Origin of the sequence: Streptomyces fumanus, from assembly GCF_014655295.1 — a bacterium.
Lineage (GTDB): Bacteria > Actinomycetota > Actinomycetes > Streptomycetales > Streptomycetaceae > Streptomyces > Streptomyces fumanus.
In genome coordinates this window covers 361,242-387,361 of the sequence record NZ_BNBI01000002.1, presented here as the reverse complement: position 1 = coordinate 387,361, position 26,120 = coordinate 361,242, and the positions used below count along the sequence as shown (strand labels likewise).

Here is a 26,120-nt window from a genome sequence, read left to right as displayed (position 1 = left end):
CGGTGCGTCCGGTGGCGCACGGGGCGGGCGGGGAGACGGAGACCGGGATCGGGGAACGGGGCGCAATGGACGGGTACGACACGGGGCCGGACGCCCGGCACGGACCGGACGGACCGGCCGACGCCGACACCCGTACCGGCGTCGCCGCGCTCTCGCCGCGCTACCAGGTCGGCGCCGCGCTCGCGCTGGCCGTGGTGGCCGTCACGGTCTGCGTCCACATCGGCATGACGTTCCTGCACGTCGCCCCCGCCAACACGGTCACCAAGCGGCACGGCCGGGCGATCGAGGAGTGGATCTACCCGGAGTTCGAGCAGAACTGGAAGCTGTTCGCGCCCAACCCGCTCCAGCAGAACGTGGCCGTCGAGGTCCGCGCCGAGCTGCGCACCGCCGACGGCGGGATACGCACCACCGGCTGGTACGGCCTGTCCGCGCAGGACGGCCGGGCCATCGACGGCAACCCGGTACCGAGCCACACCCAGCAGAACGAGCTGCGCCGCGCCTGGGACTTCTACGTCGCCACCCACGACTCCGGCAACCGGCCGGTGGGCGTGCGCGGTTCGCTCTCCGAGGCGTATCTGCGCCGGATCGCGGTGATGCGGCTGGACCGGGCGGGCGCGTCCCGGCCGGGCGACGTCCTGGACCGGGTCCAGTTCCGCTCCCGGGCCACGGCGGTGACGCCGCCCCGGTGGAGCGGTGAGCGCCTCACGGACCGGTCGGAGACCCGCGAGCTGCCCTGGTGGCGGGTGCCCGCCGACGAGGCGGAAGGAGGCGTCGCGTGAACGACGTCGCCCTGTCGGTCTCCCGCGGGATCGCCCGCGTCACCGGCGCTGCCCTCGGCCCGTACCAGACCGCCGTGGTCCGGATCGGCTTCGCCGCGACCTGGCTGCTGTTCCTGCTGCGCGAACTCCCCCACCGCCACGAGCTGTACGGCCCCGACGGGCCCTGGAGCTGGTCGCTGGCCGAACGGCTGATCGACGGCAACGGCGCGTTCTCGCTGCTGATGCTGACCGACGGCCGGCTCTGGTTCGAGGCGGTGTACGCGCTCGCCGTGCTGTCCGCGGCGGCGCTGCTGCTGGGCTGGCGCACCCGGGCCGCGTCGGCGCTGTTCATGACCGGGGTGCTGTCGCTGCAGAACCGCAGCGTCTTCATGGGCGACGGCGGTGACAACGTCCTGCACCTGATGAGCGTCTACCTGGTCTTCACCCGCTGCGCCCGGGTCTGGTCGCTGGACGCCCGCCGGGCCCGGCGCACGGAGGCGGCACGCGCGCGTGGCGAACGGGTACCGGACCGGCTCGGCCCGGTGCTGTGGGTCGTCCTGGGGATCGCGCTGGCCGTCGTGACGTTGCCCGGGAGGCTGGGCAGCGAGTGGTTCGTGCCGATGCTGCTGTGGACGCTGTGGCTGGCGCAGGCCCTGTGGTGGGTCGTGGAGCGCCGGGCGAAGGGCGGTGAGCCGCGCATCCTGCTGGACGTGATCGCCAACACCGCGCACAACGGCGCCCTGCTGGTGATCATGGCCGAGGCGTGTCTGATCTACGCGACGGCCGGCTGGTACAAGGTGCAGGGCTCGCGCTGGCAGGACGGCACCGCGGTCTACTACCCGCTGCACCTGGACTACTTCTCGCCCTGGCCGGCCCTCGGCGACCTGCTGTCGTTCAGCGGCACCATGGTCATGCTGATCACCTACGGGACGGTCGCGGTGCAGGTCGCCTTCCCGTTCACGCTGTTCAACCGGCGGGTGAAGAACGTGCTGCTGGCGGCCATGATGACCGAGCATGCCGTGATCGCCGTGGTGCTGGGGCTGCCGTTCTTCTCGCTGGCGATGATCGCGGCCGACGCGGTGTTCCTGCCCACGTCCTTCCTGCGCCGGGTCGGTGACGGGGCGGCGCGGCGGTGGGGGCGGTCGGTGCGGCGTGGGGACCGGGTGGCGGGAGGCGACGCGGACGTCGATGCTGACGCCCAGGCCGAGGCCGGGTCCGAGGCCGGCTCCGAGGCCGGCTCCGAGGCCGGGTCCGAGGCCGAGGCCGGGTCCGGTTCCGGGGACGGTGACGGAAGGGGTGCCGGGCAGGCGCACGTAGGGTCGGGGGCATGAGCGACCCCCTGCGCGCCTGGCACGGCCTGGCCGGCACCTGTGTGCTGCTCGACGGCTTCCACGCGCTCAAGCACGCGCTGCGCTTCGGGGCCGAGGTGCCGGTCGCGGTGACCGCCGACCGGGCGGCGGCGCTCGCCCTCGCCGACGCCCTCGCCCCGGACGTCCGGGACACCCTGGACGCCCTGCTGACCGAGGTGGGGCGGGCGGCGTACGCCTCCCTGGTGCCGCGTCCGCATCCCACCGAGGTCGCCGCCCTCGCCGTACGGCCCGCCCGGGAGGCCGGGCTGGCGCGCCTGGCGCGGACGCCGCGCACCGCGCCCGTCGTGGTCCTGGACAACCCGCGCAACCTCGGCAACGCGGGCGCGGTGATCCGGCTGGCCGCCGGGTTCGGCGCGACCGGGGTGGTCACCACCGGCACCCTCGACCCCTGGCACCCGGCGGTGGTGCGCGGCGGGGCGGGGCTGCACTTCGCCACCGCCGTGGAGCGGCTGGCCGTGGGGGACCTGCCCGCCGGGCCCCTGTACGCCCTCGACCCGGAGGGCGAGGACATCCGGGGGACGAAGCTGCCGGACGGGGCGCTGCTCGCCTTCGGCTCCGAGCGCAGCGGGCTCTCGCCCGAACTGCGCGCGCGGGCCGACCACTTGGTGGCGCTGCCGATGCGGCCCCAGGTCTCCAGCTACAACCTCGCGACCAGTGTGGCGATGACGCTGTACCACTGGAGCCTGGGGGCGCCGCACGCCGTCTGAGCGTCCGGGGTGCCGTGGTCCCCGTGGGGCTATGCCTCGCGGCGGACCTCGATCATCCGGAAGCGGCTCGCCACGAACGCGGCGTCCGTGAGGGTCGCGTTGGCCGCCGGGTTGCCGCCGGAGCCGTGGAAGTCGGAGAAGGCGGCCGTCTGGTTGACGTACACCCCGCCGGTGAGGTTGAGGGAGAGCTGGGCGGCCTCCTCCAGGCAGACCTCCTCCACGGCCCGCTCGACCTCCGCGTCGGTGGTGTACGCGCCGACCGTCATCGCGCCCTTCTCCCGGACGCTCCGGCGCAGCAGCTCCAGCGCGTCCGCCGCCGAGTCGACCGCGACGGCGAAGGAGACGGGGCCGAAGCACTCGCTCAGACAGGCGGCCCGGTCGTCCGGCTTGGTGCCGTCCAGCTTGACGATCACCGGGGTGCGCACGGTCGCGCCGGGGAAGTCCGGGTGGGTCACCGCGCGGGAGGCGAGGGCGACCTCGCCGAGACCGGCGGCGGCCTCCAGCCGGGCCTTGACGTCCGGATTGACGATCGCGCCCAGCAGGGCGTTGGCCCGGGCGTCGTCGCCGAGCAGGGCGTCGACCGCGCGGGCGAGGTCGGCGACCACCTCGTCGTAGGACTTCGGGCCCTGGTCGGTGCGGATGCCGTCGCGGGGGATCAGCAGGTTCTGCGGGGTGGTGCACATCTGGCCGCTGTAGAGGGAGAGCGAGAAGGCCAGGTTGGCGAGCATCCCCCGGTAGTCGTCGGTGGACTCCACGACCACCGTGTTGACCCCGGCCTTCTCGGTGAAGACCTGGGCCTGGCGGGCGTGCGTCTCCAGCCAGTCGCCGAAGCCGGTCGAGCCGGTGTAGTCGATGATCCGGATCTCCGGGCGGGTGGCGAGGGTTTTGGCGATGCCCTCGCCGGGGCGCTCGGCGGCCAGCGCCACCAGGTTGGGGTCGAAACCGGCCTCCGTGAGCACCTCGCGGGCGGTCCGCACGGTGAGGGCCAGCGGCAGCACCGCGCGCGGGTGCGGCTTGACCAGCACCGCGTTGCCCGTGGCCAGGGAGGCGAACAGGCCCGGGTAGCCGTTCCACGTGGGGAAGGTGTTGCAGCCGATCACCAGGCCGATGCCCCTCGGGACCGGCGTGAACCGCTTGGTCAGCCGCAGCGGGTCGCGCTTGCCCTGCGGCTTGGTCCACTCCGCGGCCTCGGGGGTGCGGACCTGTTCCGCGTACGCGTACGCCACCGCCTCCAGGCCGCGGTCCTGCGCGTGCGGGCCGCCCGCCTGGAACGCCATCAGGAACGCCTGGCCGGAGGTGTGCATCACCGCGAGCGCGAACTCGTGCGTCCGGGCGCTGATTCGCTTCAGGATCTCCAGGCAGACCAGCGCGCGCTGCTCGGGCCCGGCGTCCCGCCAGGCCCGCTGGCCGGCCCGCATGGCGGGGAGCAGCACGTCGAGGTCCGGGTGCGGATAGCTCACGCCCAGCCCGATGCCGTACGGGGAGACCTCGCCGCCCACCCAGTCGTCGGTGCCGGGCTGGCCGAGGTCGAGGCGGGTGCCGAGCAGGGCGTCGAAGGCGGCCCGGCCCGCCGCCGCGTCCAGGCTGCCGTGCTCCTCGCCGTACGCCTTGGGGTGCTCGGGGTGCGGGGACCAGTACGCGCGCGTGCGGATCGCTTCCAGCGCCTGGTCGAGGGTGGGCCGGTGCTCGGCGAGCAGGGTGGACGCGGTCAGTGCGGCGGCCATGCGGGACCAACTCCTCGTCTGACGGAACTCTTCGTCGAGTCCACGGCCTGGGCGGAACCCGGGCGGGAACGGCCGGACAGGGCTAGAGTAACCGAACGATCGGTCGGGACAAGGGGGACCGCCGCATCTGTGGAAAACCCCGTGCGGGAGGATCGCGCACATGACAGCACTCGACCTCAGCAGCCCCGTGGCCGTCGTCGGCACCGGCACCATGGGCCAGGGCATCGCCCAGGTCGCCCTGGTCGCCGGTCATCCCGTGCGGTTGTACGACGCGGCCCCCGGTCGGGCGCGGGAGGCCGCCGACGCGATCGGCGCCCGGCTCGACCGGCTCGTGCGCAAGGACCGTCTCGCCGCCGCCGACCGGGACGCGGCCCGCGCCCGGCTCCGGCCCGCCGAGGACCTCGCCGAACTGGCCGACTGCGCGCTGGTGGTGGAGGCCGTCGTGGAGAAGCTGGACGTCAAGCGGGAGCTGTTCCGCGCGCTGGAGGACGTCGTCGCCGCGGACTGCCTGCTCGCCACCAACACCTCCTCCCTGTCCGTCACGGCCGTCGCCGGCGCCCTCGCCCGGCCCGGCCGCCTCGTCGGCCTGCACTTCTTCAACCCCGCGCCGCTGCTGCCGCTGGTGGAGGTGGTCTCCGGGTTCGCCACCGACGTGTCGTCGGCCACGCGCGCGTACGAGACGGCCCGCGCCTGGGGCAAGACGCCGGTCGCCTGCGCCGACACCCCCGGCTTCATCGTCAACCGCATCGCCCGGCCCTTCTACGCCGAGGCCCTCGCGGTGTACGAGGCCCAGGCCGCCGACCCGGCCACCATCGACGCCGTGCTGCGCGAGTCGGGCGGCTTCCGGATGGGCGCGTTCAAACTGACCGACCTCATCGGCCAGGACGTCAACGAGGCCGTCACCCACTCCGTGTGGCAGTCCTTCTTCCAGGACGCGCGGTTCACCCCCTCGCTCGCCCAGCGCCGCCTGGTCGAGTCCGGCCGCCTCGGCCGCAAGAGCGGACAGGGCTGGTACGACTACCGGGACGGCGCCGACCGCCCCGAGCCGCACACCGCCGAACCGGCCGACCCGCCCGCCCACGTCGTCGCCGAGGGCGGCCTCGGACCGGCCGGCGAGCTGCTCGCGCTGATCCGCGAGGCGGGCATCGAGGTCCGCGAGGAACCCGAGGACCACGGCACCCGGCTGGTGCTGCCCGGCGGCGGGCAGCTCGTCCTCGCCGACGGCCAGACCTCCGCCGAGTTCCGCGACGTCGTCTACTTCGACCTCGCCCTGGACTACCGCAAGGCCACCCGGATCGCCCTGGCCGCCTCCCAGGACACCGCGCCCCGCACGCTCGCCGAGGCCATCGGCCTCTTCCAGGCGCTCGGCAAGAAGGTCAGCGTCATCGGCGACGTCCCCGGCATGATCGTCGCCCGCACGGTGGCCCGGATCATCGACCTGGCGCACGACGCCGTCGCCAAGGGCGTCGCCACCGAGGAGGACGTGGACACCGCGATGCGTCTGGGCGTCAACTACCCCCTCGGTCCCTTCGCTTGGAGCCGGGCGCTCGGCCGGGAATGGGCCTACGACCTCTTGGACGAGTTGCACCTGCGGGACCCTTGTGGCCGCTACGCGCCGTCCCTGGCGCTCTACCGCCACGCCCACGCCTCCGACAAGCGGGAGGACAGTCCCTCATGACCACCGCCAAGCGCGACACGTACACCCCCGACACGCTGCTGACCGTCGCCGTGCGGGTCTTCAACGAACGCGGCTACGACGGCACCTCCATGGAGCACCTGTCCAAGGCGGCCGGCATCTCCAAGTCCTCGATCTACCACCACGTCTCCGGCAAGGAGGAGCTGCTGCGCCGGGCCGTGAGCCGGGCCCTGGACGGGCTGTTCGGCATCCTCGACGAGGAGCACGCGCGCGTGGGGACCGCCGCCGAGCAACTGGAGCACGTCGTACGGCGCACGGTCGAGGTGCTCATGGCCGAGCTGCCGTACGTGACGCTGCTGCTGCGGGTGCGCGGGAACACCGGGACCGAGCGGTGGGCGCTGGAGCGGCGGCGCGAGTTCGACCACCGGGTGGCCGAGCTGCTGCGGGCGGCGGCGGCCGAGGGGGACGTGCGCGGGGACGTGGAGGTGCGGCTCGCGACCCGGCTGGTCTTCGGGATGGTCAACTCGATCGTCGAGTGGTACCGGCCCGACGGCCGGGGCTCGGCCGAGCGCGAGGTGGTGGACGCGGTGGTGCGGCTGGTGTTCGGGGGGCTGCGGACCGGCGGGTGACGCGGCGGGGGCCGCCGGCGGGGGCGGGCCCTGACACTGCCGGGCGCTGCGCGGTGGAGCGGCGGCGTGGGGTGGCCGGTGCGCGGGGCCGTCAGCCGCGGGGTTCGAGGTCCTGTTCCTCGAAGACCAGCAGGGTGCGGGTGCTGAGCACCTCCGGGATCGCCTGGATGCGGGTGAGGACCAGCTCGCGCAGGGCCCGGTTGTCCGGCGTGTGCACCAGCAGCAGGACGTCGAAGTCGCCGCCCACCAGGGCGATGTGGGAGGCGCCGGGCAGCTCCCGGAGCTGTTCGCGCACCGCGCGCCAGGTGTTCTGCACGATCTTCAGCGTGATGTACGCCGAGGTGCCCTGCCCGGCGCGCTCATGGTCGACGCGGGCGCTGAAGCCCCGGATGACGCCGTCCTCGACGAGCCGGTTGATGCGGGCGTAGGCGTTGGCGCGGGAGACGTGGACCCGCTCGGCGACCGACCGTATCGAGGCGCGGCCGTCGGCCTGGAGCATGCGCAGGATGTCCTGGTCGATGGCGTCCAGGGGGCGCGGCGGCGGCAGGGCGGCGGGGTCCCGGGGCGGGTCGGCGGGGGTCGGGGAGCCTTTGTCGGGGCCGGCGCCCGCGCGGCCGTCGGGGCCGGGTCGTTCCGGCCGCTCGGCCATTTGTTCAGATGCCATCTGCCCCGGCCTTCCCGTCATGGACGTCCTGCGTCCATCTCAGGCTGTGGAGAACCGTTTGTCCACAGGCTGAGGGTGCCCGTAGCCAAAATGTGCCGACGACCGAACAATCGGTAGGTGAGACCCGTCACACCCGTGAGGGGTCGCGAAGCCACTCCCACGAGGAGGTGCGTCATGACGGTCATGGAGCAGCGGGGCGCGTACCGGCCAGCCCCGCCGCCCGCCTGGCGGCCCCGCACGGACCCCGCGCCGCTGCTGCCCGACCCCGAGCCGTACCGCGTCCTCGGCACCGGGGCCGCCGCCGACGCCGACCCCGGGCTGCTGCGCACCCTGTACGCCCGCCTGGTGACCGGCCGGCGGTACAACGCGCAGGCCACGGCCCTCACCAAGCAGGGGCGCCTCGCCGTCTACCCGTCCAGCACCGGCCAGGAAGCCTGCGAGATCGCCGCCGCGCTGGCCCTGGAGGACCGCGACTGGCTCTTCCCCAGCTACCGGGACACCCTCGCCGTCGTCGCCCGCGGCGTCGACCCCGTCCAGGCGCTCACCCTGCTGCGCGGCGACTGGCACACCGGCTACGACCCGTACGAGCACCGGGTCGCGCCGCTGTCCACGCCGCTGGCCACCCAGTTGCCGCACGCCGTCGGCCTGGCGCACGCCGCCCGGCTCACGGGCGACGACGTGGTGGCGCTGGCCATGGTCGGCGACGGCGGCACCAGCGAGGGCGACTTCCACGAGGCGCTGAACTTCGCGGCCGTCCAGCGGGCCCCGGTCGTCTTCCTGGTGCAGAACAACGGCTTCGCGATCTCCGTCCCGCTCGCCAAGCAGACCGCGGCCCCGTCGCTGGCCCACAAGGCCGTCGGCTACGGCATGCCCGGCCGCCTGGTCGACGGCAACGACGCGGTCGCCGTCCACCAGGTCCTCTCCGACGCCGTACGGCACGCCCGCGCGGGCGGCGGCCCCACCCTGGTGGAGGCGATCACCTACCGGATCGAGGCGCACACCAACGCCGACGACGCCACCCGCTACCGGGGCGACGAGGAGGTGGCGGCCTGGCGGCGGCACGACCCGATCGATCTGCTGGAGCGCGAGCTGACCGCCCGGGGGCTGCTCGACGAGGAGGGCGTGCGCGCGGCCCGCGAGGACGCCGAGACCATGGCCGCCGACCTGCGGGCCCGCATGAACCAGGACCCCGAGCTGGACCCCATGGACCTGTTCGCCCATGTGTATGCCGAGCCCACCCCGCAACTGCTGGAGCAGCGCGCGCAGTTGCGGGCCGAGCTGGCGGCCGAGGCGGAAGGGGCGCAGCGATGACGACCGTCGCCACCCGCCCGGCCACCATGGCGGGAGCCCTCACCCGCGCGCTGCGCGACGCCATGGCCGCCGACCCGGCCGTGCACGTGCTGGGCGAGGACGTGGGCACGCTCGGCGGGGTCTTCCGGATCACCGACGGCCTGGCGAAGGAGTTCGGCGAGGACCGCTGCACGGACACGCCGCTGGCCGAGGCCGGCATCCTCGGCACCGCCGTCGGCATGGCGATGTACGGGCTGCGGCCGGTCGTGGAGATGCAGTTCGACGCCTTCGCCTACCCGGCGTTCGAGCAGTTGGTCTCGCACGTGGCCAAGACCCGCAACCGCACGCGCGGGGCGATGTCCCTGCCGCTGACGATCCGCGTCCCCTACGGCGGCGGCATCGGCGGCGTCGAACACCACAGCGACTCCTCCGAGGCGTACTACCTGGCCACCCCCGGCCTGCACGTCGTCACCCCGGCGACGGTCGCCGACGCCTACGGGCTGCTGCGGGCGGCGATCGCCTCCGACGACCCGGTGGTCTTCCTGGAACCCAAGCGGCTGTACTGGTCGAAGGACGCCTGGAACCCTGAGGAGCCCGCGCCCGTTGAACCCTTGGGCCGCGCGGTGGTGCGGCGCTCGGGGCGGAGCGCCACGCTCATCACGTACGGGCCGTCCGTACCCGTCTGCCTGGAGGCGGCCGAGGCGGCCCGGGCCGAGGGCTGGGACCTGGAGGTGGTCGATCTGCGCTCGCTGGTGCCGTTCGACGACGAGACGGTCTGTGCCTCGGTGCGGCGGACCGGACGCGCGATCGTCGTCCACGAGTCGGGCTCCTTCGGGGGTCCGGGCGGCGAGATCGCGGCCCGGGTCACCGAGCGCTGCTTCCACCACCTGGAGGCGCCGGTGCTGCGGGTGGCCGGGTTCGACGTGCCGTATCCGCCGCCGATGCTGGAGCGCTACCACCTGCCCGGTGTGGACCGCATCCTTGACGCGGTGGGGCGTCTGCAATGGGAGGCCGGAAGCTGATGGCACAGGTGCTGGAGTTCAAGCTCCCCGATCTCGGTGAGGGGCTCACCGAGGCGGAGATCGTGCGCTGGATGGTCGAGGTCGGTGACGTCGTCGCGGTCGACCAGCCGGTCGTCGAGGTGGAGACGGCCAAGGCGATGGTCGAGGTGCCCTGCCCCTACGGCGGCGTGGTCACCGCCCGCTTCGGCGAGGAGGGCACGGAACTCCCGGTCGGCGCCCCGCTGCTGACGGTGGCGGTGGGCGAGCCGGGGAGCGAGGGCCCGGCGGGCGGGAGCGCGGGTACGGACGCCAGGGCCGCGGCGGGTGTCGACGGCTCGGCGGGGGCCGGGGCCGCGGTGACGGGCGCGGCACCTGAAGGGGCGCGGGCCGACGCGGCCGAGGGCTCGGGGAACGTGCTCGTCGGGTACGGCACCTCGCGGGCGCCCGCCCGGCGGCGCAGGGTGCGGCCGGGGGAGCCGGCGCCGGCCGGGATGCCCACGCCGGCCCCGGGATCGCCGGTCCCTGCGGCGTCCGCGGCGCGGGTGAACGGGCGGTCGCGCGATGCCGGTGAACGCGACTCCGCCGCCGCCGAGCGGGGCGACGGGCCCGTGCCCGTCATCTCGCCGCTGGTGCGCAGGCTGGCGCGGGAGAACGGGCTCGATCTGCGGGAGCTGACCGGTTCCGGGCCGGACGGGCTGATCCTGCGCGCGGACGTGGAGTACGCGCTGCGCGCCGCCGCCGCCCGGAACCGGACACACGCCGGCACGGCCCTCGCACCGGAGACCGCCGCCGCACCGGAGGTCGCCGGGGCCGCCGGGCCGGTCCGGACGGCAGGAACCACCGGGACCCCCGGAGCCCCCGGCACCACCGAAACCCCCGGTGCCGTTCGTGTCCCCCTCAAGGGCGTCCGTGGCGCCATCGCCGACAAGCTCTCCCGGAGCCGGCGGGAGATACCGGACGCGACCACCTGGGTGGACGCCGACGCGACGGAGCTGCTGCGGGCGCGGACCGCGATGAACGCGGCGGGCGGGCCGAAGATCTCCCTGCTCGCCCTGCTGGCCCGAATCTGCACCGCCGCCCTCGCCCGCTTCCCCGAGCTGAACTCCACGGTCGACCTGGAGGCCAGGGAGGTGGTGCGGCTGGACCGGGTCCACCTCGGGTTCGCCGCGCAGACCGACCGGGGCCTGGTGGTTCCGGTCGTCCGGGACGCGCACACACGGGACGCCGAGTCCCTCGGCGCGGAGTTCGCCCGGCTCACCGAGGCGGCCCGCACCGGCAGGCTGGCGCCCGCGGAGGTCACCGGCTCCACCTTCACGCTCAACAACTACGGCGTGTTCGGCGTCGACGGCTCCACCCCGATCATCAACCACCCCGAGGCGGCCATGCTCGGCGTCGGCCGGATCGCCGCCAAGCCCTGGGTGCACGAGGGGGAGTTGGCGGTGCGCCAGGTCGTCCAGTTGTCGCTCACCTTCGACCACCGGGTCTGCGACGGCGGCACCGCGGGCGGCTTCCTGCGGTACGTGGCGGACTGCGTGGAGCAACCGGCGATCCTGCTGCGCACGTTGTGACCCGTACGCCGTGACCCGTACGCCGTGACCCGTACGCCGTGACCCGTACGCCGTGACCCGTACGCCGTCACCCGGCACAGCCGGGACGTGCGCCCTCTGACCCGCATGTCCTGATCGCGTCCCCCGCGTTCCCTGTGATCGCCCGGACACGCATACTCGGGGGGTGACCGCCTACGAGCCCCCCGGCCTCCCCGGCACCTCAGGCACTCCCGGCGCCGGCCCCGACCCGGGGCCGCCGCCCGTCGCGTACGACGCCGTCGTGCTGGCCGGCGGGGCCGCCCGGCGGCTCGGCGGGGCCGACAAGCCCGGCGTCCGCGTGGGCGGTCGGGCACTGCTGGACCGGGTGCTGACCGCCTGCGCCGGCGCCTCGGTCACCGTCGTCGTCGCCGATCCCCGGCCGACCGCACGGCCCGTCGTCTGGGCCCGCGAGGAACCGCCGGGCGCCGGACCGCTCGCCGCGTTCGCCGCCGGGCTGCGGCACACGACGGCGGAGTACGTCGTCGCCCTCTCGGCCGACCTGCCGTTCCTGCGCGCGCGGACCGTCGGCCGCCTGCTGTCGTCCCTCGCGGCGAGCCCCGCCGACGGCGTGGTCCTCACCGACGCCGACGGCCGCGACCAGCCGCTGGTGGCCGCCTACCGGGCGGCCGCCGTGCGCCGCGGGCTCGCCGCGCTGTCCGGCGGGGAGGCCGGGCTCACCGGGCTGCCGCTGCGCGAGCTGACCGCCGGTCTCTCGCTCGTCCGGGTACCCGACGCCGTCTCGTCCTTCGACTGCGACACCTGGGACGACGTCGCCACCGCCAGGGCACGGATCAGGGAGCATGAGCACGTGTTGAACGAATGGATCTCCGCCGCCAAGGACGAACTCGGCATCGAACTCGACGTCGACACCAAGGTCCTGCTCGACCTCGCCCGTGACGCCGCGCACGGCGTGGCCCGGCCCGCGGCCCCGCTGACCACCTTCCTCGTCGGTTACGCCGCCGGCCGGGCCCAGGGCGGTCCCCAGGCGGTCGCCGAGGCCGCCCGCAAGGCCGCGGCGCTCGCCCGGCGCTGGGCGGAGGAGGCCGAGGGCGCCGACGCGGACGGTTCCGCCGGGGGACGGGCGGACGTGGCCCCCGACGCCACGCCCGACACCCGCCCGGACGCCGGATGACCCCCCGCGCCGCCGGGACCGGCACGGACGCCGACGACCTCTACGTCGAGGAGGCGCTCGCCCTCGTGCAGGACGCGCCCGTTCCCCCCTCGGTCCCCGGCGCCCCGGCGTCCCCGGCACCCACCGGCGGCCGGCCGGACCGGCGCCGCGCCACCCCCTGGCGTGAGGCCCGCGCCATCGCCGCCCGGGCCGCCAGGGGCGGCACCCGCCGCGCCCCCGTCTCCGTGCCGCTTCAGGCCGCGCTCGGGCTGACCCTGGCCGCCCCGCTCACCGCCCTCACCGACCTGCCCTCCTTCGACACCTCGGCGATGGACGGCTGGGTGGTCGCCGGACCCGGCCCCTGGGCCGTGCGCGACAAGGGCGTGCTGGCCGGACACGCCACGCCCGCGCCCCTCACCGACGGCGAGGCCGCCCGTATCGCGACCGGCGCCCGGGTCCCCGCCGACACCACGGCCGTGCTCCGCACGGAACACGGGCGCACGGAGGCGGGCCGCCTGCACGCCCTGCGGGACGTCGTCCCCGGGCAGGACATCCGCCCCCGGGGCCAGGAGTGCCGCAGCGGCGACCAGCTCCTGCCGGCCGGGACGGCGGTGACCCCGGCCGTGCTGGGGCTCGCGGCGGCGGCCGGGTACGACACGCTCACCGTCGCTCCCCGCCCGCGCGCCGAGATCCTCGTGCTGGGCGACGAGCTGCTGACCGAGGGGCTGCCCCACGGCGGCCTCATCCGGGACGCGCTCGGCCCGATGCTGCCCTCCTGGCTCCGGGCGCTCGGCGCCGAGGTCATCGCCGTCCGCCGCCTCGGCGACGACGCCGAGGCCCTGCACCGGGCGGTCACGGACTCCGGCGCCGACGTGCTCCTCACCACCGGCGGCACCGCCGCGGGCCCCGTCGACCACGTCCACCCCACCTTGGGCCGCATCGGCGCCGAACTCCTCGTGGACGGCGTCCAGGTGCGCCCCGGCCACCCGATGCTGCTGGCCCGCATCCAGGACGGCCAGCACCTCGTCGGCCTGCCCGGCAACCCCCTCGCCGCCGTCTCCGCCCTGCTCACGCTCGCCGAACCGCTGCTGCGCGGCCTCGCCGCCCGGCCGGCCCCGGAGCCGTCCGGCAGACCGCTGCGGGAGGCGGTGCAGGGGCACCCGCACGACACCCGGCTGGTCCCCGTGGTGCTGCGCGGCGGCGGGCCCGTACCGCTGCGGTACAACGGACCGGCCATGCTGCGCGGCATCGCGGCGGCCGATGCCCTGGCCGTGGTCCCCCCGGGCGGGGCACGGGCGGGCCAGGAGGCCGAACTGCTCGCCCTGCCCTGGGCCACCGGCGCAATCGGAGGGTGTTTCACGTGAAACTTCCGGGCCAGGACGCGATCGCCCGCCAAGCGGACGAGCACCTCGTGACCCACAAGGTGAAACTCCCCAGGAAAATGGTGGAGCACCCGATCCGCCAGGTCGGCAAGCGGCTCTCCATGGCGCTGTTCGTCCTCGTGGCGACCGCGCTGATCGTCTATGCCGACCACGACGGCTACAACGACAACTCCGACGGTTCCGTCGATCTCCTCGACGCGTTCTACTACGCGACCGTCACCCTCTCCACCACCGGATACGGCGACATCACGCCCGTCGGTGACGCCGCCCGGCTGACCAACATCTTCGTCATCACACCGCTGCGCGTGCTGTTCCTGATCATCCTGGTCGGCACCACCCTGGAGGCGCTCACCGAGCGCACCCGGGAGGAATGGCGGCTGACCCGCTGGAGGTCCACCTTGCGCGATCACACCGTCGTCGTCGGCTTCGGCACGAAGGGAAGGTCGGCGCTGAAGACCGTCTGCGCGACAGGGCTGAAGAAGGACCAGGTCGTCGTGGTCGACCCGAGCGGCAAGGTGATCGACGCGGCGACGGCCGACGGCTTCGCGGGTGTGGTCGGCGACGCCACACGCAGCGAGGTGCTGAAGCGGGCCGAGGTGCACAAGGCCCGGCAGATCATCATCGCCACCCAGCGCGACGACACGGCGGTGCTGGTGACGCTGACGGCCCGGCAGCTCAACCGGGGCGCCAAGATCGTGGCGGCGGTCCGCGAGGAGGAGAACGCGCCGCTGCTCAAGCAGTCCGGCGCCGACGCCGTGATCACCAGCGCCAGCGCCGCGGGCCGGCTGCTCGGCCTCTCCGTGCTCAGCCCGGCCGCCGGCATGGTGATGGAGGACCTGATCAGCCAGGGCAGCGGGCTCGACATCGTGGAACGGCCGGTCATAAAGGCCGAGGTGGGCAAGACCCCGCGCGAGGTCGACGACCTGGTGGTGAGCGTCCTGCGCGGACACCGGGTGCTCGGGTACGACGACCCGGCCGTCGGGAGGCTGGAGCTGACGGACCGGCTGATCACCATCGTGCGGGCGACGCCGGGCACCCAGGTGGCGCCCGACGCCCGCCCGCTGCCGATGGACTGAACCCCTGGCCTCGCGGGGCCGCGGTGGCGTCCGCGGGCTCCGGGCCGGCGGGGGGAGTAGCGTCCCCCTCATGCATGCGATCACGATTCCCGAACCCGGAGGCCCCGAGGCACTGGTCTGGGCCGAGGTCCCCGATCCGGTGCCCGGCGAGGGCGAGGTCCTGGTCGAGGTGACGGCCAGTGCCGTCAACCGGGCCGACATCATGCAGCGCCAGGGCTACTACGACCCGCCGCCCGGCGCCCCCGCCTACCCCGGCCTGGAGTGCGCGGGCCGGATCGCCGCGCTCGGCCCCGGCGTCTCCGACTGGAACGTCGGCGACGAGGTGTGCGCGCTGCTCGGCGGCGGCGGGTACGCCGAGAAGGTCGCCGTCCCGGCCGGTCAGCTCCTGCCGCTGCCCGGGGGCATCGGCGTCAAGGAGGCGGCGGCGCTGCCCGAGGTGGTCTGCACGGTCTGGTCGAACGTGTTCATGGTCGCCCACCTCCGTCCCGGCGAGACCCTGCTGGTGCACGGCGGTTCCAGCGGCATCGGCACCATGGCGATCCAGTTGGCCAAGGCGCTGGGCGCGAGGGTCGCGGTGACCGCGGGCACCAAGGAGAAGCTGGAGCGCTGCGCCGAACTGGGCGCCGACATCCTGATCAACTACCGGGAGCAGGACTTCGTCGCCGAGATCAAGGAGGCGACCGGCGGCGCGGGCGCCGACGTGATCCTCGACAACATGGGCGCCAAGTACCTGGACCGCAACGTCCAGGCGCTGGCCGTCAACGGCCGGCTGGCGATCATCGGGATGCAGGGCGGCACCAAGGGCGAGCTGAACATCGGCGCCCTGCTGGCCAAGCGGGGCGCGGTCAGCGCCACCTCGCTGCGGGCCCGCCCGGCGCAGGAGAAGGCGGCCATCGTGGCGGCCGTACGGGAGCACGTCTGGCCGCTGTTCGCGGACGGCCACCTCCGGCCGGTCGTCGACCGGGAGATGCCGATGCGCGAGGCGGCCGCCGCCCACCGGGTGGTGGAGGAGAGCGGGCACATCGGCAAGGTCCTGCTGGTCACCGCGTAGGACGGGGACCGGGTCCGCCGCGGTCACGCCCGGCCGCGGCGGAGCCGGAGCCCGACGAAGGCGAGGGCGAGCCCGAGGCCCATGAGCACCAGCCCGGTGCCGAGCGGCAGCACCCGCAGCACCGGCTCGGCCGCGGTCCCGGTCCCGGTCCCCGCCCGGGGCACGGTCCGCGCTCCGGGCTCCACCGGCGGCGCGGGCGGCACCGACCCGAGCCGCCCGGCCCCCGCCGAGGGCCGCCCGGCCCCGGCCGGATCCCGCCCGGCCTCCGCGGAGGCACGTACGTCCCTGGCCGGTACGTCCTTCGGCGGTACGTCCGCACGGCCCCGCTCGTCCGGGCGTCCGGCCTCCGCCGCCGGTGTCTCCCGCCGTCCGGGCCGCTGCCGCCCCTCCCCGGCCCGGCTCCCCGCCCGGGACGGCTCACCGGCGGCCACCGACGGGGGCGCGGGAGCCGCCCGGGGCCCGGCTGCCGAGGCGGACGCGGCGGGCGACGGGGCGCGCGAGGCGGCCGGAGCGGCGGACGGGGCCGGCGGCCTCGGGGCCGGAGCGGCGGACGAGGCCGCCACCGGCGGCGGCGCGGAGGCGCCGTACGCGGACGGCGACAGCAGCGCGACCGCCCCCAGGACACCCACGGGTCCGGTCGCGCGCAGCGTGCGTAGCCATCGAGTCACGGAACAAGCCTTACGCCCCCGGACCGTTCCGGCATTCCGGGCGCCGCCGTACGCGGCCGGCCGGGCTCGTCCCGGGGGCGCCCCCCAGGGCTTGCGCACCCGTACGAGACAATGGGCGGTATGGAGATGCCGAGGAACGACAGGTCGTCGGAGAACCCCCAGATCCTGGTCGTCGGCCAGGACGGTATGGCCCTGAGCGGCGGCGGTGACGGAGACGAGGACTCCCGCGAGACCCCGGTGACGGAGCAGGTCGAGCAGCCGGCGAAGGTCATGCGGATCGGCAGCATGATCAAGCAGCTTCTGGAGGAGGTGCGCGCCGCTCCCCTGGACGACGCGAGCCGGGCCCGGCTGAAGGAGATCCACGCCAGCTCGGTGAAGGAGCTGGAGGACGGTCTCGCGCCGGAGCTGGTCGCGGAGCTGGAGCGGCTCTCCCTGCCGTTCACGGAGGAGGCGACGCCGAGCGACGCGGAGCTGCGGATCGCGCAGGCCCAGTTGGTGGGCTGGCTGGAGGGCCTCTTCCACGGCATCCAGACCACGCTGTTCGCCCAGCAGATGGCCGCCCGCGCCCAGTTGGAGCAGATGCGCCGCGCCCTGCCGACCGGCATGACCGGGGACGGCGACGAGGGCCAGCACCTGGGCGGCCGCTCGGGCGGCCCGTACCTCTAGCGGCCCGTCCCCCAAGGGGACCCCGCCCGGCGCCTCCCGCCGGGGACCGGCCCGGCGGGCGTCCCACCGCACCCGAGGGCCCGGCGGCTCAGGCCGCCGGGCCCCGATGTCCGCCGCGGGCGGTCAGGCAGGGTTGCCGGTGGACACCTTGAGCTGGATCTCCGGCATGTCCTTGGGATCGACATCGGTGCCGGCGGCCGGGAACTGGTCCATGACCGTGCCCTCGCCGTAGGTGTTCTCGTCGACGTCGACGATCTTCATCGTCCAGCCGGCCGACTGGAAGCACGCCTTGACCGAGCCGATGTACTTGAAGCCGAAGTCCGGGACCCGGATCTTGTCGGGGTCGTTGGACGACTCCTCCGGCTCCGTGCACTCCTCCTTCTCGATCACCCTGGTGGTGTCCGGGCCGCGGTAGCCCGCCACCCGGGAGGGCGACGCGGAGGCACCGGCCGTGCCGCCGCCCTCGGGGTCCTTGTCGCCGCCGTTCATCATCAGCGCGGTGACCAGGCCGCCCACGGCCAGCAGGGCGACCGCGACCGAGCCGATGACGACGGGCCTGCCGCCCCGGCCCCCGCCGGACGGACCGGACGTCCGCGCGGGCGGCGCGAGGTCGTACGGCGGCGGGGCGGCCGGCGTCGCGTACCCCGGCGCCGGGCTCGGGGCCGGGTAGCCGCCCTGCTGCGGATAGCCGTACGCCGGGGCGGGCGCGGCCGGTGCCGGGGTGCCGTACGGATTCGGGGAGTACGGCGTCCGGACGCCGCCCTGGGCGGGCGGGCCGGCCTGGTCGACCGGCGGGAAGACGGCGGAGCCGACGCCCGCGCCGCTGGGCGTGGGCGCGTCCGGCACGATGTTCGGCGCGGCGGGCTGGAGCGACCGGGCGACCCGCAGGCACTCGTCGCGCATGGCGACCGCGCTCGGGAAACGCTCGTTCGGATTCTTCTTCAGGGCGCGGGCGAGCAGCGCGTCCACGGCCGGCGGCAGCGACCGGTTGATCGAGGACGGCACCGGCGGCTCCTCCTGCACATGCGCGTACGCGATGGCCAGCGGCGAGTCGGCGTCGAAGGGCAGCCGCCCGGTGACCAACTGGAAGAGCATGATCCCGACCGAGTACAGGTCGGAGCGGGCGTCCACGCCCCGGCCCAGCGCCTGCTCGGGCGAGAGGTACTGGGGGGTGCCGACGACCATGCCGGTCTGCGTCATCGAGGTGACCCCGGACTGCATCGCGCGCGCGATGCCGAAGTCCATGACCTTGATCACACCGCGCTTGGTCATCATCACGTTGCCCGGCTTGATGTCCCGGTGGACCAGGCCCATCTCATGGCTGATCTCCAGCGCGGCGAGGACGTCCGCGGTGATCCGCAGCGCCTTGTCGGCGGGCATCGCGCCGTACTGCCGCACGTCCTCGTCGAGGACCGAGCCGAGCGGGCGGCCGTCGATGTACTCCATGACGATGTACGGCGTCGTCGTGGAGTCGACCTCGTCCTCGCCGGTGTCGAAGACCGAGACGATGTTGGTGTGGGTCAGCCGCGCGACCGCCTGCGCCTCGCGCCGGAACCGCTCGCGGAACGCCTGCTCGCGACCCAGCTCGGTGTGCAGGGTCTTGACGGCGACCTGGCGGTCGAGCACGGTGTCGTGGGCCAGGTGCACCGAGGCCATGCCGCCCTCGCCGAGCAGGTCGCGGAGCTGATAGCGGCCGCCGGCCAGCGCTCGTCCCGCGTACCGGTTGCGCGCGCCGTCCTGGCCCATGATGTCCGCTCCCCCGCCCGGCTTCACCGGAGCCGGCCCCCGTGCCTGGCCGGGCGCCGGTCGAATGTCTTGATCCAACCTGCTATTCCCGGCCAAGTCTGCCCCAGGGCACTGACACGTCAAGCGCGGTGCCCGTTCCGTGACCGTACGCGAAAGAAGCGTCGCGGAAGCGTTACCGCGGGCGTACGGCCGGTACACAGAATTTGCACGACAGTGCGGAACCAGGGTTTCATGACCGGTCCGTCTCGTGCCGGTCCCGGCGCCCATCTCGGACCGGAGGCTTGCGCGGAGGCTGTAGCGTGGCCGACGGAGACCGTAACAACACCGCGCGCACCGCGGGCAGAAACGACGGCGAGGACTGATGGCACAGCAGCAGCGCGCTCAGGGCCCGTCCGACCCCGAGGCGACTGGCGGCGGTATGTCGGACGCGCCGGACACCTGGGGGAACGGTGGGCTGGTCGGCGACGGCCGGTACCGGCTGACCCGCAGACTCGGGCGGGGCGGCATGGCCGAGGTGTTCGCCGCCGAGGACGTCCGCCTCGGGCGCACCGTGGCGGTCAAACTGCTGCGCGCGGACCTCGCCGAGGACCCGGTCTCCAAGGCGCGCTTCACGCGCGAGGCGCAGTCCGTGGCGGGCCTGAACCACCACGCGATCGTCGCCGTGTACGACTCCGGCGAGGACGTCGTCGGCGGCCAGTCCGTGCCGTACATCGTGATGGAGATCGTCGAGGGCCGGACCATCCGCGACCTCCTGCTGAACGCCGAGGCGCCCGGCCCCGAGCAGGCGCTGATCATCGTCTCGGGTGTCCTGGAAGCGCTGGCCTACTCCCACCAGCACGGCATCGTGCACCGCGACATCAAGCCGGCCAACGTCATCATCACCAACAGCGGCGCGGTGAAGGTGATGGACTTCGGCATCGCCCGCGCCCTGCACGGCGCGTCCACCACGATGACGCAGACCGGCATGGTCATGGGCACCCCGCAGTACCTCTCCCCGGAGCAGGCCCTCGGCAAGGCCGTCGACCACCGCTCCGACCTGTACGCCACCGGCTGCCTGCTCTACGAACTCCTCGCGCTGCGCCCGCCGTTCACCGGCGAGACCCCGCTGTCGGTGGTCTACCAGCACGTCCAGGACATCCCCACGCCCCCGTCCGAGGTCTCCGACGCGGTCCCGCCGGAGCTGGACGGCCTGGTCATGCGCTCGCTCGCCAAGGAGCCCGACGACCGCTTCCAGACCGCCGAGGAGATGCGCGGCCTGGTCCAGTACGCCCTCCAGATGCTGTACGAGCAGGGCGGCCACACCGGCACCTGGAACACCGGCCCGGTGGACACGCACGATGGCCGGCACACCCCGGCGGCCGGGCTGGCGGGCACCGCCGTGCTGCCCCACCCCGACCAGGGCGCGGGCACCACGCAGATCCCCCAGCAGGTGCTGCCCGCCGGGTACGGCGGCGGTGACGACGGCGGCTTCGAGGGCCACGGCAACCGGGGCAGCGGCCGGGGCAAGCTGTGGATCCTCGCGGTGCTGGCGGTGATCGCCGTCGCGGCGGGCGTCGCGCTGGCGCTGAACAACGGCGGCGGCGGTGACGGGGGCGACACCAAGACCACCAAGTCGCCGTCCGCGACGCACAGCACCAAGGACGACGAGCCGAGTGCCTCGTCCTCCGACAAGGAGACGGACGAGGCCACCGACCCGGAGACCGAGCAGGGCAGCGGCGACGGCGGCTCGGGCGGCGACTGGACGCCGGAGTACACCCCGTCGTACCGGCAGACCCAGGAGACCACGCAGGAGGCGTCCCCGGACCCGACCGGCGAGGAGACGCCGGTGGAGCCGCCGTCCAACGAGCCGACGGGCGAGGAGACCTCCGGTGGCGGCGGCCAGACCACGCCCCCGGCGACCGGCGGTGACAGCGGCAGCGGTGGCGAGGAGGACGGCGGCACCGTCGTCGGCGGCGACAGCGCCGGCCTCGGCGGCTGAGCGGACCCGGCCGTCCCGTCGGTCTCGGCGGCTGAGCGGACGCGGCCCCGTTCCGCCGGCCTGGGCGGCTGAGCGGACGCGGCCGTCCCGGGGGGCGTGACCGTCCCGCGCCTGCGTCCGCCGCGGGGGTTCAGTCCGTGAACGCCCCGCCCACCGCCTCGTACGCGCGGGTCCACCACACGGCCAGCGCGGACGCCGCCGGGAACTGCGGGTCCGCGCGGCGGTCACCGCGCTCGTAGTGCCAGCGCAGCATCCAGAAGTCGTTGAGCCGCTCCCACCACACCCGGTGCACGGCCGCCGCGAGCTGCGCCGCCGTCGCCCCGGCGGCCCGCCGGTACGCGCGCGCGTAGGCGCGTACCCGCGGCAGGTCCAGGGCGCCGTCGGGCCGGACGAAGAAGATCGCGGCGGCGCGTACCGCCTCCTCCGCGCGGGGGCGCACGCCCAGCTTGTCCCAGTCCACGATGGCCGCCGGGGCGTCGTCCTTGTAGAGCAGGTTGAACGGGTGGAAGTCCCCGTGCACCCAGCCGACCGCGCCACCGCGCGGGGGACGCCGGTCGGCGTGGCGTTCCAGCAGCGCGCGGCGCTCCAGGAGCCGGTGGCGGGCGAGTTCGTCGAAGGAGTCGGCGGGCCGGTGCCGGTGCACCCGGGCGAGCAGGTCGTCGATGAGGGCGCGGGTGGCGGCGGGGTCGGCGCTGCCGGCCGGGTCGGCGTCCGGGGCGTCCACCGCGCGTGCGGGCCGGTTCCGCCGGTGTGCCGGCATCACCTGCTCCAGACCGGCGTGCACGAGCCCCAGCAGGGCGCCCAGGCGGGCGCACTGGCGCACGGTGAGCTGGCCGCCGTGGCGGTGCCGGCCGTCGATCCAGGGGTGCAGGGCGTAGCTGTGGCCGCCGATCACGGCGACGGTGCGCCCATAGCGGTCCGGCAGCGGCGGGGCGACGGGGACGCCGAGTCCGGCCAGCCGCCGGGTGGCCCGGTGCTGGCGGGCGATGGCCGCCGGGTCGGCGGTCTCGGGGTCGAAGTGGTGCTTGAGGAAGTAGCGGCCGTGCGTGGTGCGCAGGCGGTAGCCCCGGTTGAGCAGCCCCTGGTCGACGGGTTCGCAGGAGAGCGCGGAACCGGCGCGGTAGCGGCTCAGCAGGACGTTCAGCGGGGGCGCGTGGGGCACGGGGGGTGGTACACGTAAGGGCGGCACGCCGCAGATGGTAGGCACGGCAAGCGGCCGTGAGCTGGGCTTTGTCACAGACAGTCGCCCTTGGTCGCTTCCGGTCAGCAGGGGAACGCAGGGGGATCGCCGGAGGATCACCGTTGGGTCGACGGGGGATCACCGTGGGGTGGCCGGGGGATCACCGTGGCGTCGTCGAGAGATCACCGTGGAGTCGCCGGAGGTCGCCAGAAGATTCTCGGGGCGTCAGAGCGGGTCGCCGTCGGCGAGGTGCACGGTCCCGAACCGCGGCTCGACGCACAGGTAGACCGGCTCGTACGGGACGCCGTCCACCGGCCGCGGGACCGGGCCGAACCGTTCCAGCTCGGCGGCGGTCGGCTCGTACGCCGTGCAGTGGCCGACGACCTGCGCGCTCCACCGGCGTTCGCCGGGCCCGGCGGCGGCGAGGTTGTCGGCGCCGTACGCGACGACGCCGCCCGCGCACGCCAGGTGGTGGCCCCAGCTCCTGGGCATCCGCAGCAGCACCCGGCCGTCCGCCACGATGTGCCGCGCGGGCGCGAGGAGGGGCAGGGCCCGCAGCGTGGTGGCTGCCCGGCCGTGCGGGGCGCGGCCGAGCAGGCCGACGGCGAGCTGGGGGTCGCAGGACATGCCCTCACTGTGCGGGAGGGAGGGGGACCGGAACAGGGCCGCCCGCCCCGGCCGCCGGGGACGTAAGTCCCGAAGGGGCGCGTCAGCCGTCCCGGGCCTGCAACCGCGCCACATAGGCGGCGGCCTGGGAACGGCGCTGCATACCGAGTTTGGACAGCAGACTCGACACGTAATTCTTGATCGTCTTTTCGGCGAGGTGGAGCCGCTCGCCGATCGCGCGGTTGGTCAGTCCCTCGCCGATCAGGTCCAGGATGCGGCGCTCCTGCTCGGTCAGGCGCGCGAGCCGCTCGTCCGGGCCGGGGCCGGCGGCGCCGTCGCGCAGCCTCTGCAGCACCCGCGCGGTGGCCACCGGGTCCAGCAGCGACCGGCCCGCGGCCACGTCCCGCACGGCGGCCAGCAGCTCGCCGCCCCGGATGTCCTTCAGGACGTACCCCGAGGCACCGGCCATGATCGCGTCGAAGAGGGCCTCGTCGTCGGCGTAGGAGGTCAGCATCAGACAGCGCACCGACTCGTCCCGGGAGCGGATCTCCCGGCAGACCTCGACCCCGCTGCCGTCCGGCAGCCGCACGTCCAGCACCGCCACGTCCGGGCGGGCGGCCGGGACCCGGGCCAGCGCGTCGGCCGCCGTACCGGCCTCGCCGACCACCTCGATGCCGTCCTCACCGGCCAGCAGATCGTGCACACCCCGACGGACCACCTCATGGTCATCGAGAAGAAAAACCCTGATATTTCCGTCATCGCGCACGGAGCCAGTCTCACATACCGACTCTTCCCGCGCCCGGCCCGGGCGGGATAACGTGCCGTTGTTCCGGCCCCCTGCGAGGCTGTGACCAGTAACTGTTCCCGACTTTCGCGATTTACTTGGAAACCCAAGTAAAAACGCAGGTCAGGAGGGGTTTCACAGAAATGTGGAGCACTGGGTAACGTGCTTTTTGCAGGACGCTCGCCGGGGCGCCTGTCACGCCTGTCTCCCGGTCGGGACGCACCCACCCCGTGCACCCCGGCGGGCAGCAGGTGAGCCGCACTGGCTCCCGGCGAACCCGGGGGCCGGACCGACGGAGGAGCACACGTGACCGTGGAGAGCACTGCCGCGCACAAGCCGCGACGCAGCGCCGGAGGCAAAACCGGGGGCACCGGTACCAAGGCGACCGGCACCACCGGCACCAAACGCACCACCCGCGCCGCCAAGAAGAGCACCGACCCGCAGCTCGTGCAGTTGCTGACGCCCGAGGGCGAGCGCGTCGCAAACCCCGAGTACGACCCGTACGTCGCCGGCATCACCCCCGAGGACCTGCGCGGCCTGTACCGCGACATGGTGCTCACCCGGCGCTTCGACGCCGAGGCCACGTCGCTCCAGCGCCAGGGCGAGCTGGGCCTGTGGGCCTCGCTGCTCGGCCAGGAGGCCGCCCAGATCGGCTCCGGCCGGGCCACCCGCGAGGACGACTACGTCTTCCCCACCTACCGCGAGCACGGCGTCGCCTGGTGCCGCGGGGTCGACCCGACCAACCTGCTCGGCATGTTCCGCGGCGTCAACAACGGTGGCTGGGACCCGAACGGCAACAACTTCCATCTCTACACGATCGTCATCGGCTCGCAGGCCCTGCACGCCACCGGCTACGCCATGGGCATCACCATGGACGGCGCCGACTCGGCCGTGATCGCCTACTTCGGCGACGGCGCCTCCAGCCAGGGCGACGTCAACGAGGCGTTCAACTTCGCCGCGGTCTACAACGCGCCCGTGGTGTTCTTCTGCCAGAACAACCAGTGGGCGATCTCGGAGTCCAACGAGAAGCAGACCCGGGTGCCGCTCTACCAGCGCGCCCAGGGCTTCGGCTTCCCCGGCGTCCGGGTCGACGGCAACGACGTGCTGGCCTCCCTCGCCGTCACCCGCTGGGCCCTGGACCGGGCCCGCCGCGGCGAGGGCCCCGCGCTGATCGAGGCGTTCACCTACCGCATGGGCGCCCACACCACCTCCGACGACCCCTCCCGCTACCGCCACGACGACGAGCGGATCGCCTGGGAGGCGAAGGACCCGATCCTGCGGCTGCGCCGCCACCTGGAGGCCGCAAACCACGCGGACGAGGGATTCTTCGGGGAACTGGAGGCCGAGAGCGAGGCGTTGGGCAGACGAGTGCGCGAAGCGGTCCGGGCCATGCCGGACCCCGACCGGTTCGCTCTCTTCGAGCACGCGTACGCGGACGGGCACGCGCTCGTCGACGAGGAGCGGGCCCGGTTCGCCGCCTACCAGGCGTCGTTCGCGGACGCTGAAGGGGGTCAGTGAGATGGCGGAGAAGATGGCTCTGGCCAAGGCGATCAACGAGTCGCTGCGGCACGCCCTGGAGACCGACCCCAAGGTCCTGGTCATGGGCGAGGACGTCGGCAAGCTCGGCGGCGTCTTCCGCGTCACCGACGGCCTCCAGAAGGACTTCGGGGAGAACCGCGTCATCGACACCCCGCTCGCCGAGTCCGGCATCGTCGGCACGGCGATCGGCCTCGCCCTGCGCGGCTACCGCCCGGTGGTGGAGATCCAGTTCGACGGCTTCGTCTTCCCGGCCTACGACCAGATCGTCACGCAGTTGGCGAAGATGCACGCCCGCGCGCTCGGCAAGGTCAAGATGCCCGTCGTCGTGCGCATCCCCTACGGCGGCGGCATCGGCGCGGTGGAGCACCACTCCGAGTCCCCCGAGGCTTTGTTCGCGCACGTGGCCGGCCTGAAGGTGGTCAGCCCCTCGGACGCCTCCGACGCGTACTGGATGATGCAGCAGGCCATCCAGAGCGACGACCCGGTGATCTTCTTCGAGCCCAAGCGGCGGTACTGGGACAAGGGCGAGGTCGACCCCGAGGCGATTCCCGGCCCGCTGCACGCCGCGCGCGTGGTGCGCGAGGGCACCGACCTCACCCTGGCCGCGTACGGCCCGATGGTGAAGCTCTGCCGGGAGGTCGCGGACGCGGCCGCCGAGGAGGGCCGGTCCCTGGAGATCGTGGACCTGCGGTCGATCTCGCCGATCGACTTCGACACCCTTCAGGCGTCGGTGGAGAAGACCCGCCGCCTGGTCGTGGTGCACGAGGCGCCGGTCTTCTTCGGCTCGGGCGCGGAGATCGCCGCGCGGATCACCGAGCGCAGCTTCTACCACCTGGAGGCCCCGGTGCTCCGGGTCGGCGGCTACCACGCCCCGTACCCGCCGGCCCGCCTGGAGGAGGAGTACCTGCCCGACCTGGACCGGGTGCTGGATGCCGTCGACCGCTCGCTGGCGTACTGAGGAGAGGGCC

Annotated in this window: 23 protein-coding genes; 16 read left to right on the top strand and 7 right to left on the bottom strand. The window is 74.3% G+C overall.

The window, feature by feature from the left end:
• The first annotated feature begins 65 nt into the window (after window positions 1-65).
• Genes IE316_RS05960 through IE316_RS05950 form a run of 3 tightly spaced genes read left to right on the top strand, consistent with a single transcriptional unit; the run spans window position 66 to window position 2,835 of the window.
• Window positions 66-779: a DUF5819 family protein gene (locus IE316_RS05960; RefSeq protein ID WP_190203061.1), complete on the top strand. Its 714-nt coding sequence runs from the start codon at window positions 66-68 to the stop codon at window positions 777-779.
• The gene (locus tag IE316_RS05955; RefSeq protein WP_190203060.1) at window positions 776-2,089 is read left to right on the top strand and encodes an HTTM domain-containing protein; all 1,314 of its coding nucleotides are present in this window, start codon (window positions 776-778) and stop codon (window positions 2,087-2,089) included. The genes IE316_RS05960 and IE316_RS05955 overlap by 4 nt, the downstream gene beginning before the upstream one ends.
• Complete coding sequence (locus IE316_RS05950) at window positions 2,086-2,835, top strand: TrmH family RNA methyltransferase (protein ID WP_190203059.1); 750 nt, start codon at window positions 2,086-2,088, stop codon at window positions 2,833-2,835. The genes IE316_RS05955 and IE316_RS05950 overlap by 4 nt, the downstream gene beginning before the upstream one ends.
• A 29-nt stretch (window positions 2,836-2,864) precedes the next feature.
• Here the strand turns inward: IE316_RS05950 and paaN are convergent, their stop codons facing one another.
• Window positions 2,865-4,559: a phenylacetic acid degradation protein PaaN gene (gene paaN / locus IE316_RS05945; RefSeq protein WP_190203058.1), complete on the bottom strand. Its 1,695-nt coding sequence runs from the start codon at window positions 4,557-4,559 to the stop codon at window positions 2,865-2,867.
• Window positions 4,560-4,719: 160 nt separating this feature from the next.
• On the opposite strand from paaN, the gene IE316_RS05940 reads away from it, so the two are divergent.
• Window positions 4,720-6,237 (top strand): 3-hydroxyacyl-CoA dehydrogenase, encoded by a 1,518-nt coding sequence (locus tag IE316_RS05940; RefSeq protein ID WP_190203057.1) that lies wholly within the window; start codon window positions 4,720-4,722, stop codon window positions 6,235-6,237.
• Window positions 6,234-6,824, top strand: a complete 591-nt coding sequence (locus tag IE316_RS05935) for a TetR/AcrR family transcriptional regulator (protein ID WP_190203056.1) — start codon at window positions 6,234-6,236, stop codon at window positions 6,822-6,824. Before IE316_RS05940 ends, IE316_RS05935 begins: the two co-directional genes overlap by 4 nt.
• Before the next feature lie 91 nt (window positions 6,825-6,915).
• Here the strand turns inward: IE316_RS05935 and IE316_RS05930 are convergent, their stop codons facing one another.
• Window positions 6,916-7,488 carry an Lrp/AsnC family transcriptional regulator gene (locus IE316_RS05930; protein ID WP_229910213.1) on the bottom strand — a complete coding sequence of 191 codons (573 nt, stop codon included), beginning with the start codon at window positions 7,486-7,488 and terminating at the stop codon, window positions 6,916-6,918.
• A gap of 174 nt (window positions 7,489-7,662) precedes the next feature.
• On the opposite strand from IE316_RS05930, the gene pdhA (IE316_RS05925) reads away from it, so the two are divergent.
• The 7 genes from pdhA (IE316_RS05925) (at window position 7,663) to IE316_RS05895 (ending at window position 15,985) form a co-directional block, all read left to right on the top strand.
• Window positions 7,663-8,799, top strand: coding sequence for a pyruvate dehydrogenase (acetyl-transferring) E1 component subunit alpha (gene pdhA / locus IE316_RS05925; RefSeq protein WP_190203055.1), 1,137 nt, complete (start codon window positions 7,663-7,665; stop codon window positions 8,797-8,799).
• Entirely contained in the window at window positions 8,796-9,800 is a 1,005-nt protein-coding gene (locus tag IE316_RS05920; RefSeq protein ID WP_190203054.1) for an alpha-ketoacid dehydrogenase subunit beta, read from the top strand. Before pdhA (IE316_RS05925) ends, IE316_RS05920 begins: the two co-directional genes overlap by 4 nt.
• Window positions 9,800-11,347, top strand: a complete 1,548-nt coding sequence (locus IE316_RS05915) for a dihydrolipoamide acetyltransferase family protein (RefSeq protein ID WP_190203053.1) — start codon at window positions 9,800-9,802, stop codon at window positions 11,345-11,347. The genes IE316_RS05920 and IE316_RS05915 overlap by 1 nt, the downstream gene beginning before the upstream one ends.
• A gap of 163 nt (window positions 11,348-11,510) precedes the next feature.
• The gene (locus IE316_RS05910) at window positions 11,511-12,497 is read left to right on the top strand and encodes an NTP transferase domain-containing protein (RefSeq protein ID WP_190203052.1); all 987 of its coding nucleotides are present in this window, start codon (window positions 11,511-11,513) and stop codon (window positions 12,495-12,497) included.
• Window positions 12,494-13,840 carry a molybdopterin molybdotransferase MoeA gene (locus tag IE316_RS05905; RefSeq protein ID WP_190203051.1) on the top strand — a complete coding sequence of 449 codons (1,347 nt, stop codon included), beginning with the start codon at window positions 12,494-12,496 and terminating at the stop codon, window positions 13,838-13,840. Before IE316_RS05910 ends, IE316_RS05905 begins: the two co-directional genes overlap by 4 nt.
• On the top strand, window positions 13,837-14,934 hold the full coding sequence (locus tag IE316_RS05900) for a potassium channel family protein (RefSeq protein ID WP_190203050.1): 1,098 nt from the start codon (window positions 13,837-13,839) through the stop codon (window positions 14,932-14,934). Before IE316_RS05905 ends, IE316_RS05900 begins: the two co-directional genes overlap by 4 nt.
• Window positions 14,935-15,004: 70 nt before the next feature.
• The gene (locus tag IE316_RS05895; RefSeq protein ID WP_190203049.1) at window positions 15,005-15,985 is read left to right on the top strand and encodes an NAD(P)H-quinone oxidoreductase; all 981 of its coding nucleotides are present in this window, start codon (window positions 15,005-15,007) and stop codon (window positions 15,983-15,985) included.
• Between the two features lie 23 nt (window positions 15,986-16,008).
• Here IE316_RS05895 and IE316_RS05890 read toward each other — a convergent pair whose 3' ends face one another.
• Window positions 16,009-16,653 carry a hypothetical protein gene (locus tag IE316_RS05890; protein ID WP_229910212.1) on the bottom strand — a complete coding sequence of 215 codons (645 nt, stop codon included), beginning with the start codon at window positions 16,651-16,653 and terminating at the stop codon, window positions 16,009-16,011.
• Window positions 16,654-16,773: 120 nt separating this feature from the next.
• Between IE316_RS05890 and IE316_RS05885 the strand changes: the two genes are divergently transcribed.
• The gene (locus IE316_RS05885; protein ID WP_190203048.1) at window positions 16,774-17,319 is read left to right on the top strand and encodes a bacterial proteasome activator family protein; all 546 of its coding nucleotides are present in this window, start codon (window positions 16,774-16,776) and stop codon (window positions 17,317-17,319) included.
• 123 nt (window positions 17,320-17,442) lie between these two features.
• Here the strand turns inward: IE316_RS05885 and IE316_RS05880 are convergent, their stop codons facing one another.
• The gene (locus IE316_RS05880) at window positions 17,443-19,065 is read right to left on the bottom strand and encodes a protein kinase domain-containing protein (RefSeq protein ID WP_190203047.1); all 1,623 of its coding nucleotides are present in this window, start codon (window positions 19,063-19,065) and stop codon (window positions 17,443-17,445) included.
• Between the two features lie 361 nt (window positions 19,066-19,426).
• Here IE316_RS05880 and IE316_RS05875 point away from each other — a divergent pair, with 361 nt between their 5' ends.
• On the top strand, window positions 19,427-21,043 hold the full coding sequence (locus tag IE316_RS05875) for a protein kinase domain-containing protein (RefSeq protein WP_190203046.1): 1,617 nt from the start codon (window positions 19,427-19,429) through the stop codon (window positions 21,041-21,043).
• A 130-nt stretch (window positions 21,044-21,173) separates the two neighbouring features.
• Here IE316_RS05875 and IE316_RS05870 read toward each other — a convergent pair whose 3' ends face one another.
• The 3 genes from IE316_RS05870 to IE316_RS05860 form a co-directional block, all read right to left on the bottom strand.
• On the bottom strand, window positions 21,174-22,205 hold the full coding sequence (locus tag IE316_RS05870; RefSeq protein ID WP_190203045.1) for a phosphotransferase: 1,032 nt from the start codon (window positions 22,203-22,205) through the stop codon (window positions 21,174-21,176).
• A gap of 243 nt (window positions 22,206-22,448) precedes the next feature.
• Window positions 22,449-22,850, bottom strand: coding sequence for a pyridoxamine 5'-phosphate oxidase family protein (locus tag IE316_RS05865; protein WP_190203044.1), 402 nt, complete (start codon window positions 22,848-22,850; stop codon window positions 22,449-22,451).
• 82 nt (window positions 22,851-22,932) lie between these two features.
• On the bottom strand, window positions 22,933-23,595 hold the full coding sequence (locus IE316_RS05860) for a response regulator (RefSeq protein ID WP_190203043.1): 663 nt from the start codon (window positions 23,593-23,595) through the stop codon (window positions 22,933-22,935).
• A gap of 324 nt (window positions 23,596-23,919) precedes the next feature.
• Here IE316_RS05860 and pdhA (IE316_RS05855) point away from each other — a divergent pair, with 324 nt between their 5' ends.
• Together pdhA (IE316_RS05855) and IE316_RS05850 are read left to right on the top strand one after the other, a co-directional pair.
• Window positions 23,920-25,131, top strand: coding sequence for a pyruvate dehydrogenase (acetyl-transferring) E1 component subunit alpha (gene pdhA, locus IE316_RS05855; protein WP_190203042.1), 1,212 nt, complete (start codon window positions 23,920-23,922; stop codon window positions 25,129-25,131).
• Window position 25,132: 1 nt separating this feature from the next.
• Window positions 25,133-26,110, top strand: coding sequence for an alpha-ketoacid dehydrogenase subunit beta (locus IE316_RS05850; protein ID WP_190203041.1), 978 nt, complete (start codon window positions 25,133-25,135; stop codon window positions 26,108-26,110).
• Window positions 26,111-26,120: the final 10 nt, after the last annotated feature.

Excerpts from the sequence above, each read along its gene's own strand:
- IE316_RS05960 (WP_190203061.1), top strand. The coding sequence starts at position 66 with ATGGACGGGTACGACACGGGGCCGGACGCCCGGCACGGACCGGACGGA.
- IE316_RS05950 (WP_190203059.1), top strand. The coding sequence starts at position 2,086 with ATGAGCGACCCCCTGCGCGCCTGGCACGGCCTGGCCGGCACCTGTGTG.
- paaN (WP_190203058.1), bottom strand. The coding sequence starts at position 4,559 with ATGGCCGCCGCACTGACCGCGTCCACCCTGCTCGCCGAGCACCGGCCC.
- IE316_RS05940 (WP_190203057.1), top strand. The coding sequence starts at position 4,720 with ATGACAGCACTCGACCTCAGCAGCCCCGTGGCCGTCGTCGGCACCGGC.
- IE316_RS05935 (WP_190203056.1), top strand. The coding sequence starts at position 6,234 with ATGACCACCGCCAAGCGCGACACGTACACCCCCGACACGCTGCTGACC.
- IE316_RS05930 (WP_229910213.1), bottom strand. The coding sequence starts at position 7,488 with ATGGCATCTGAACAAATGGCCGAGCGGCCGGAACGACCCGGCCCCGAC.
- pdhA (WP_190203055.1), top strand. The coding sequence starts at position 7,663 with ATGACGGTCATGGAGCAGCGGGGCGCGTACCGGCCAGCCCCGCCGCCC.
- IE316_RS05920 (WP_190203054.1), top strand. The coding sequence starts at position 8,796 with ATGACGACCGTCGCCACCCGCCCGGCCACCATGGCGGGAGCCCTCACC.
- IE316_RS05915 (WP_190203053.1), top strand. The coding sequence starts at position 9,800 with ATGGCACAGGTGCTGGAGTTCAAGCTCCCCGATCTCGGTGAGGGGCTC.
- IE316_RS05905 (WP_190203051.1), top strand. The coding sequence starts at position 12,494 with ATGACCCCCCGCGCCGCCGGGACCGGCACGGACGCCGACGACCTCTAC.
- IE316_RS05895 (WP_190203049.1), top strand. The coding sequence starts at position 15,005 with ATGCATGCGATCACGATTCCCGAACCCGGAGGCCCCGAGGCACTGGTC.
- IE316_RS05885 (WP_190203048.1), top strand. The coding sequence starts at position 16,774 with ATGGAGATGCCGAGGAACGACAGGTCGTCGGAGAACCCCCAGATCCTG.
- IE316_RS05880 (WP_190203047.1), bottom strand. The coding sequence starts at position 19,065 with ATGGGCCAGGACGGCGCGCGCAACCGGTACGCGGGACGAGCGCTGGCC.
- IE316_RS05875 (WP_190203046.1), top strand. The coding sequence starts at position 19,427 with ATGGCACAGCAGCAGCGCGCTCAGGGCCCGTCCGACCCCGAGGCGACT.
- IE316_RS05865 (WP_190203044.1), bottom strand. The coding sequence starts at position 22,850 with ATGTCCTGCGACCCCCAGCTCGCCGTCGGCCTGCTCGGCCGCGCCCCG.
- IE316_RS05850 (WP_190203041.1), top strand. The coding sequence starts at position 25,133 with ATGGCGGAGAAGATGGCTCTGGCCAAGGCGATCAACGAGTCGCTGCGG.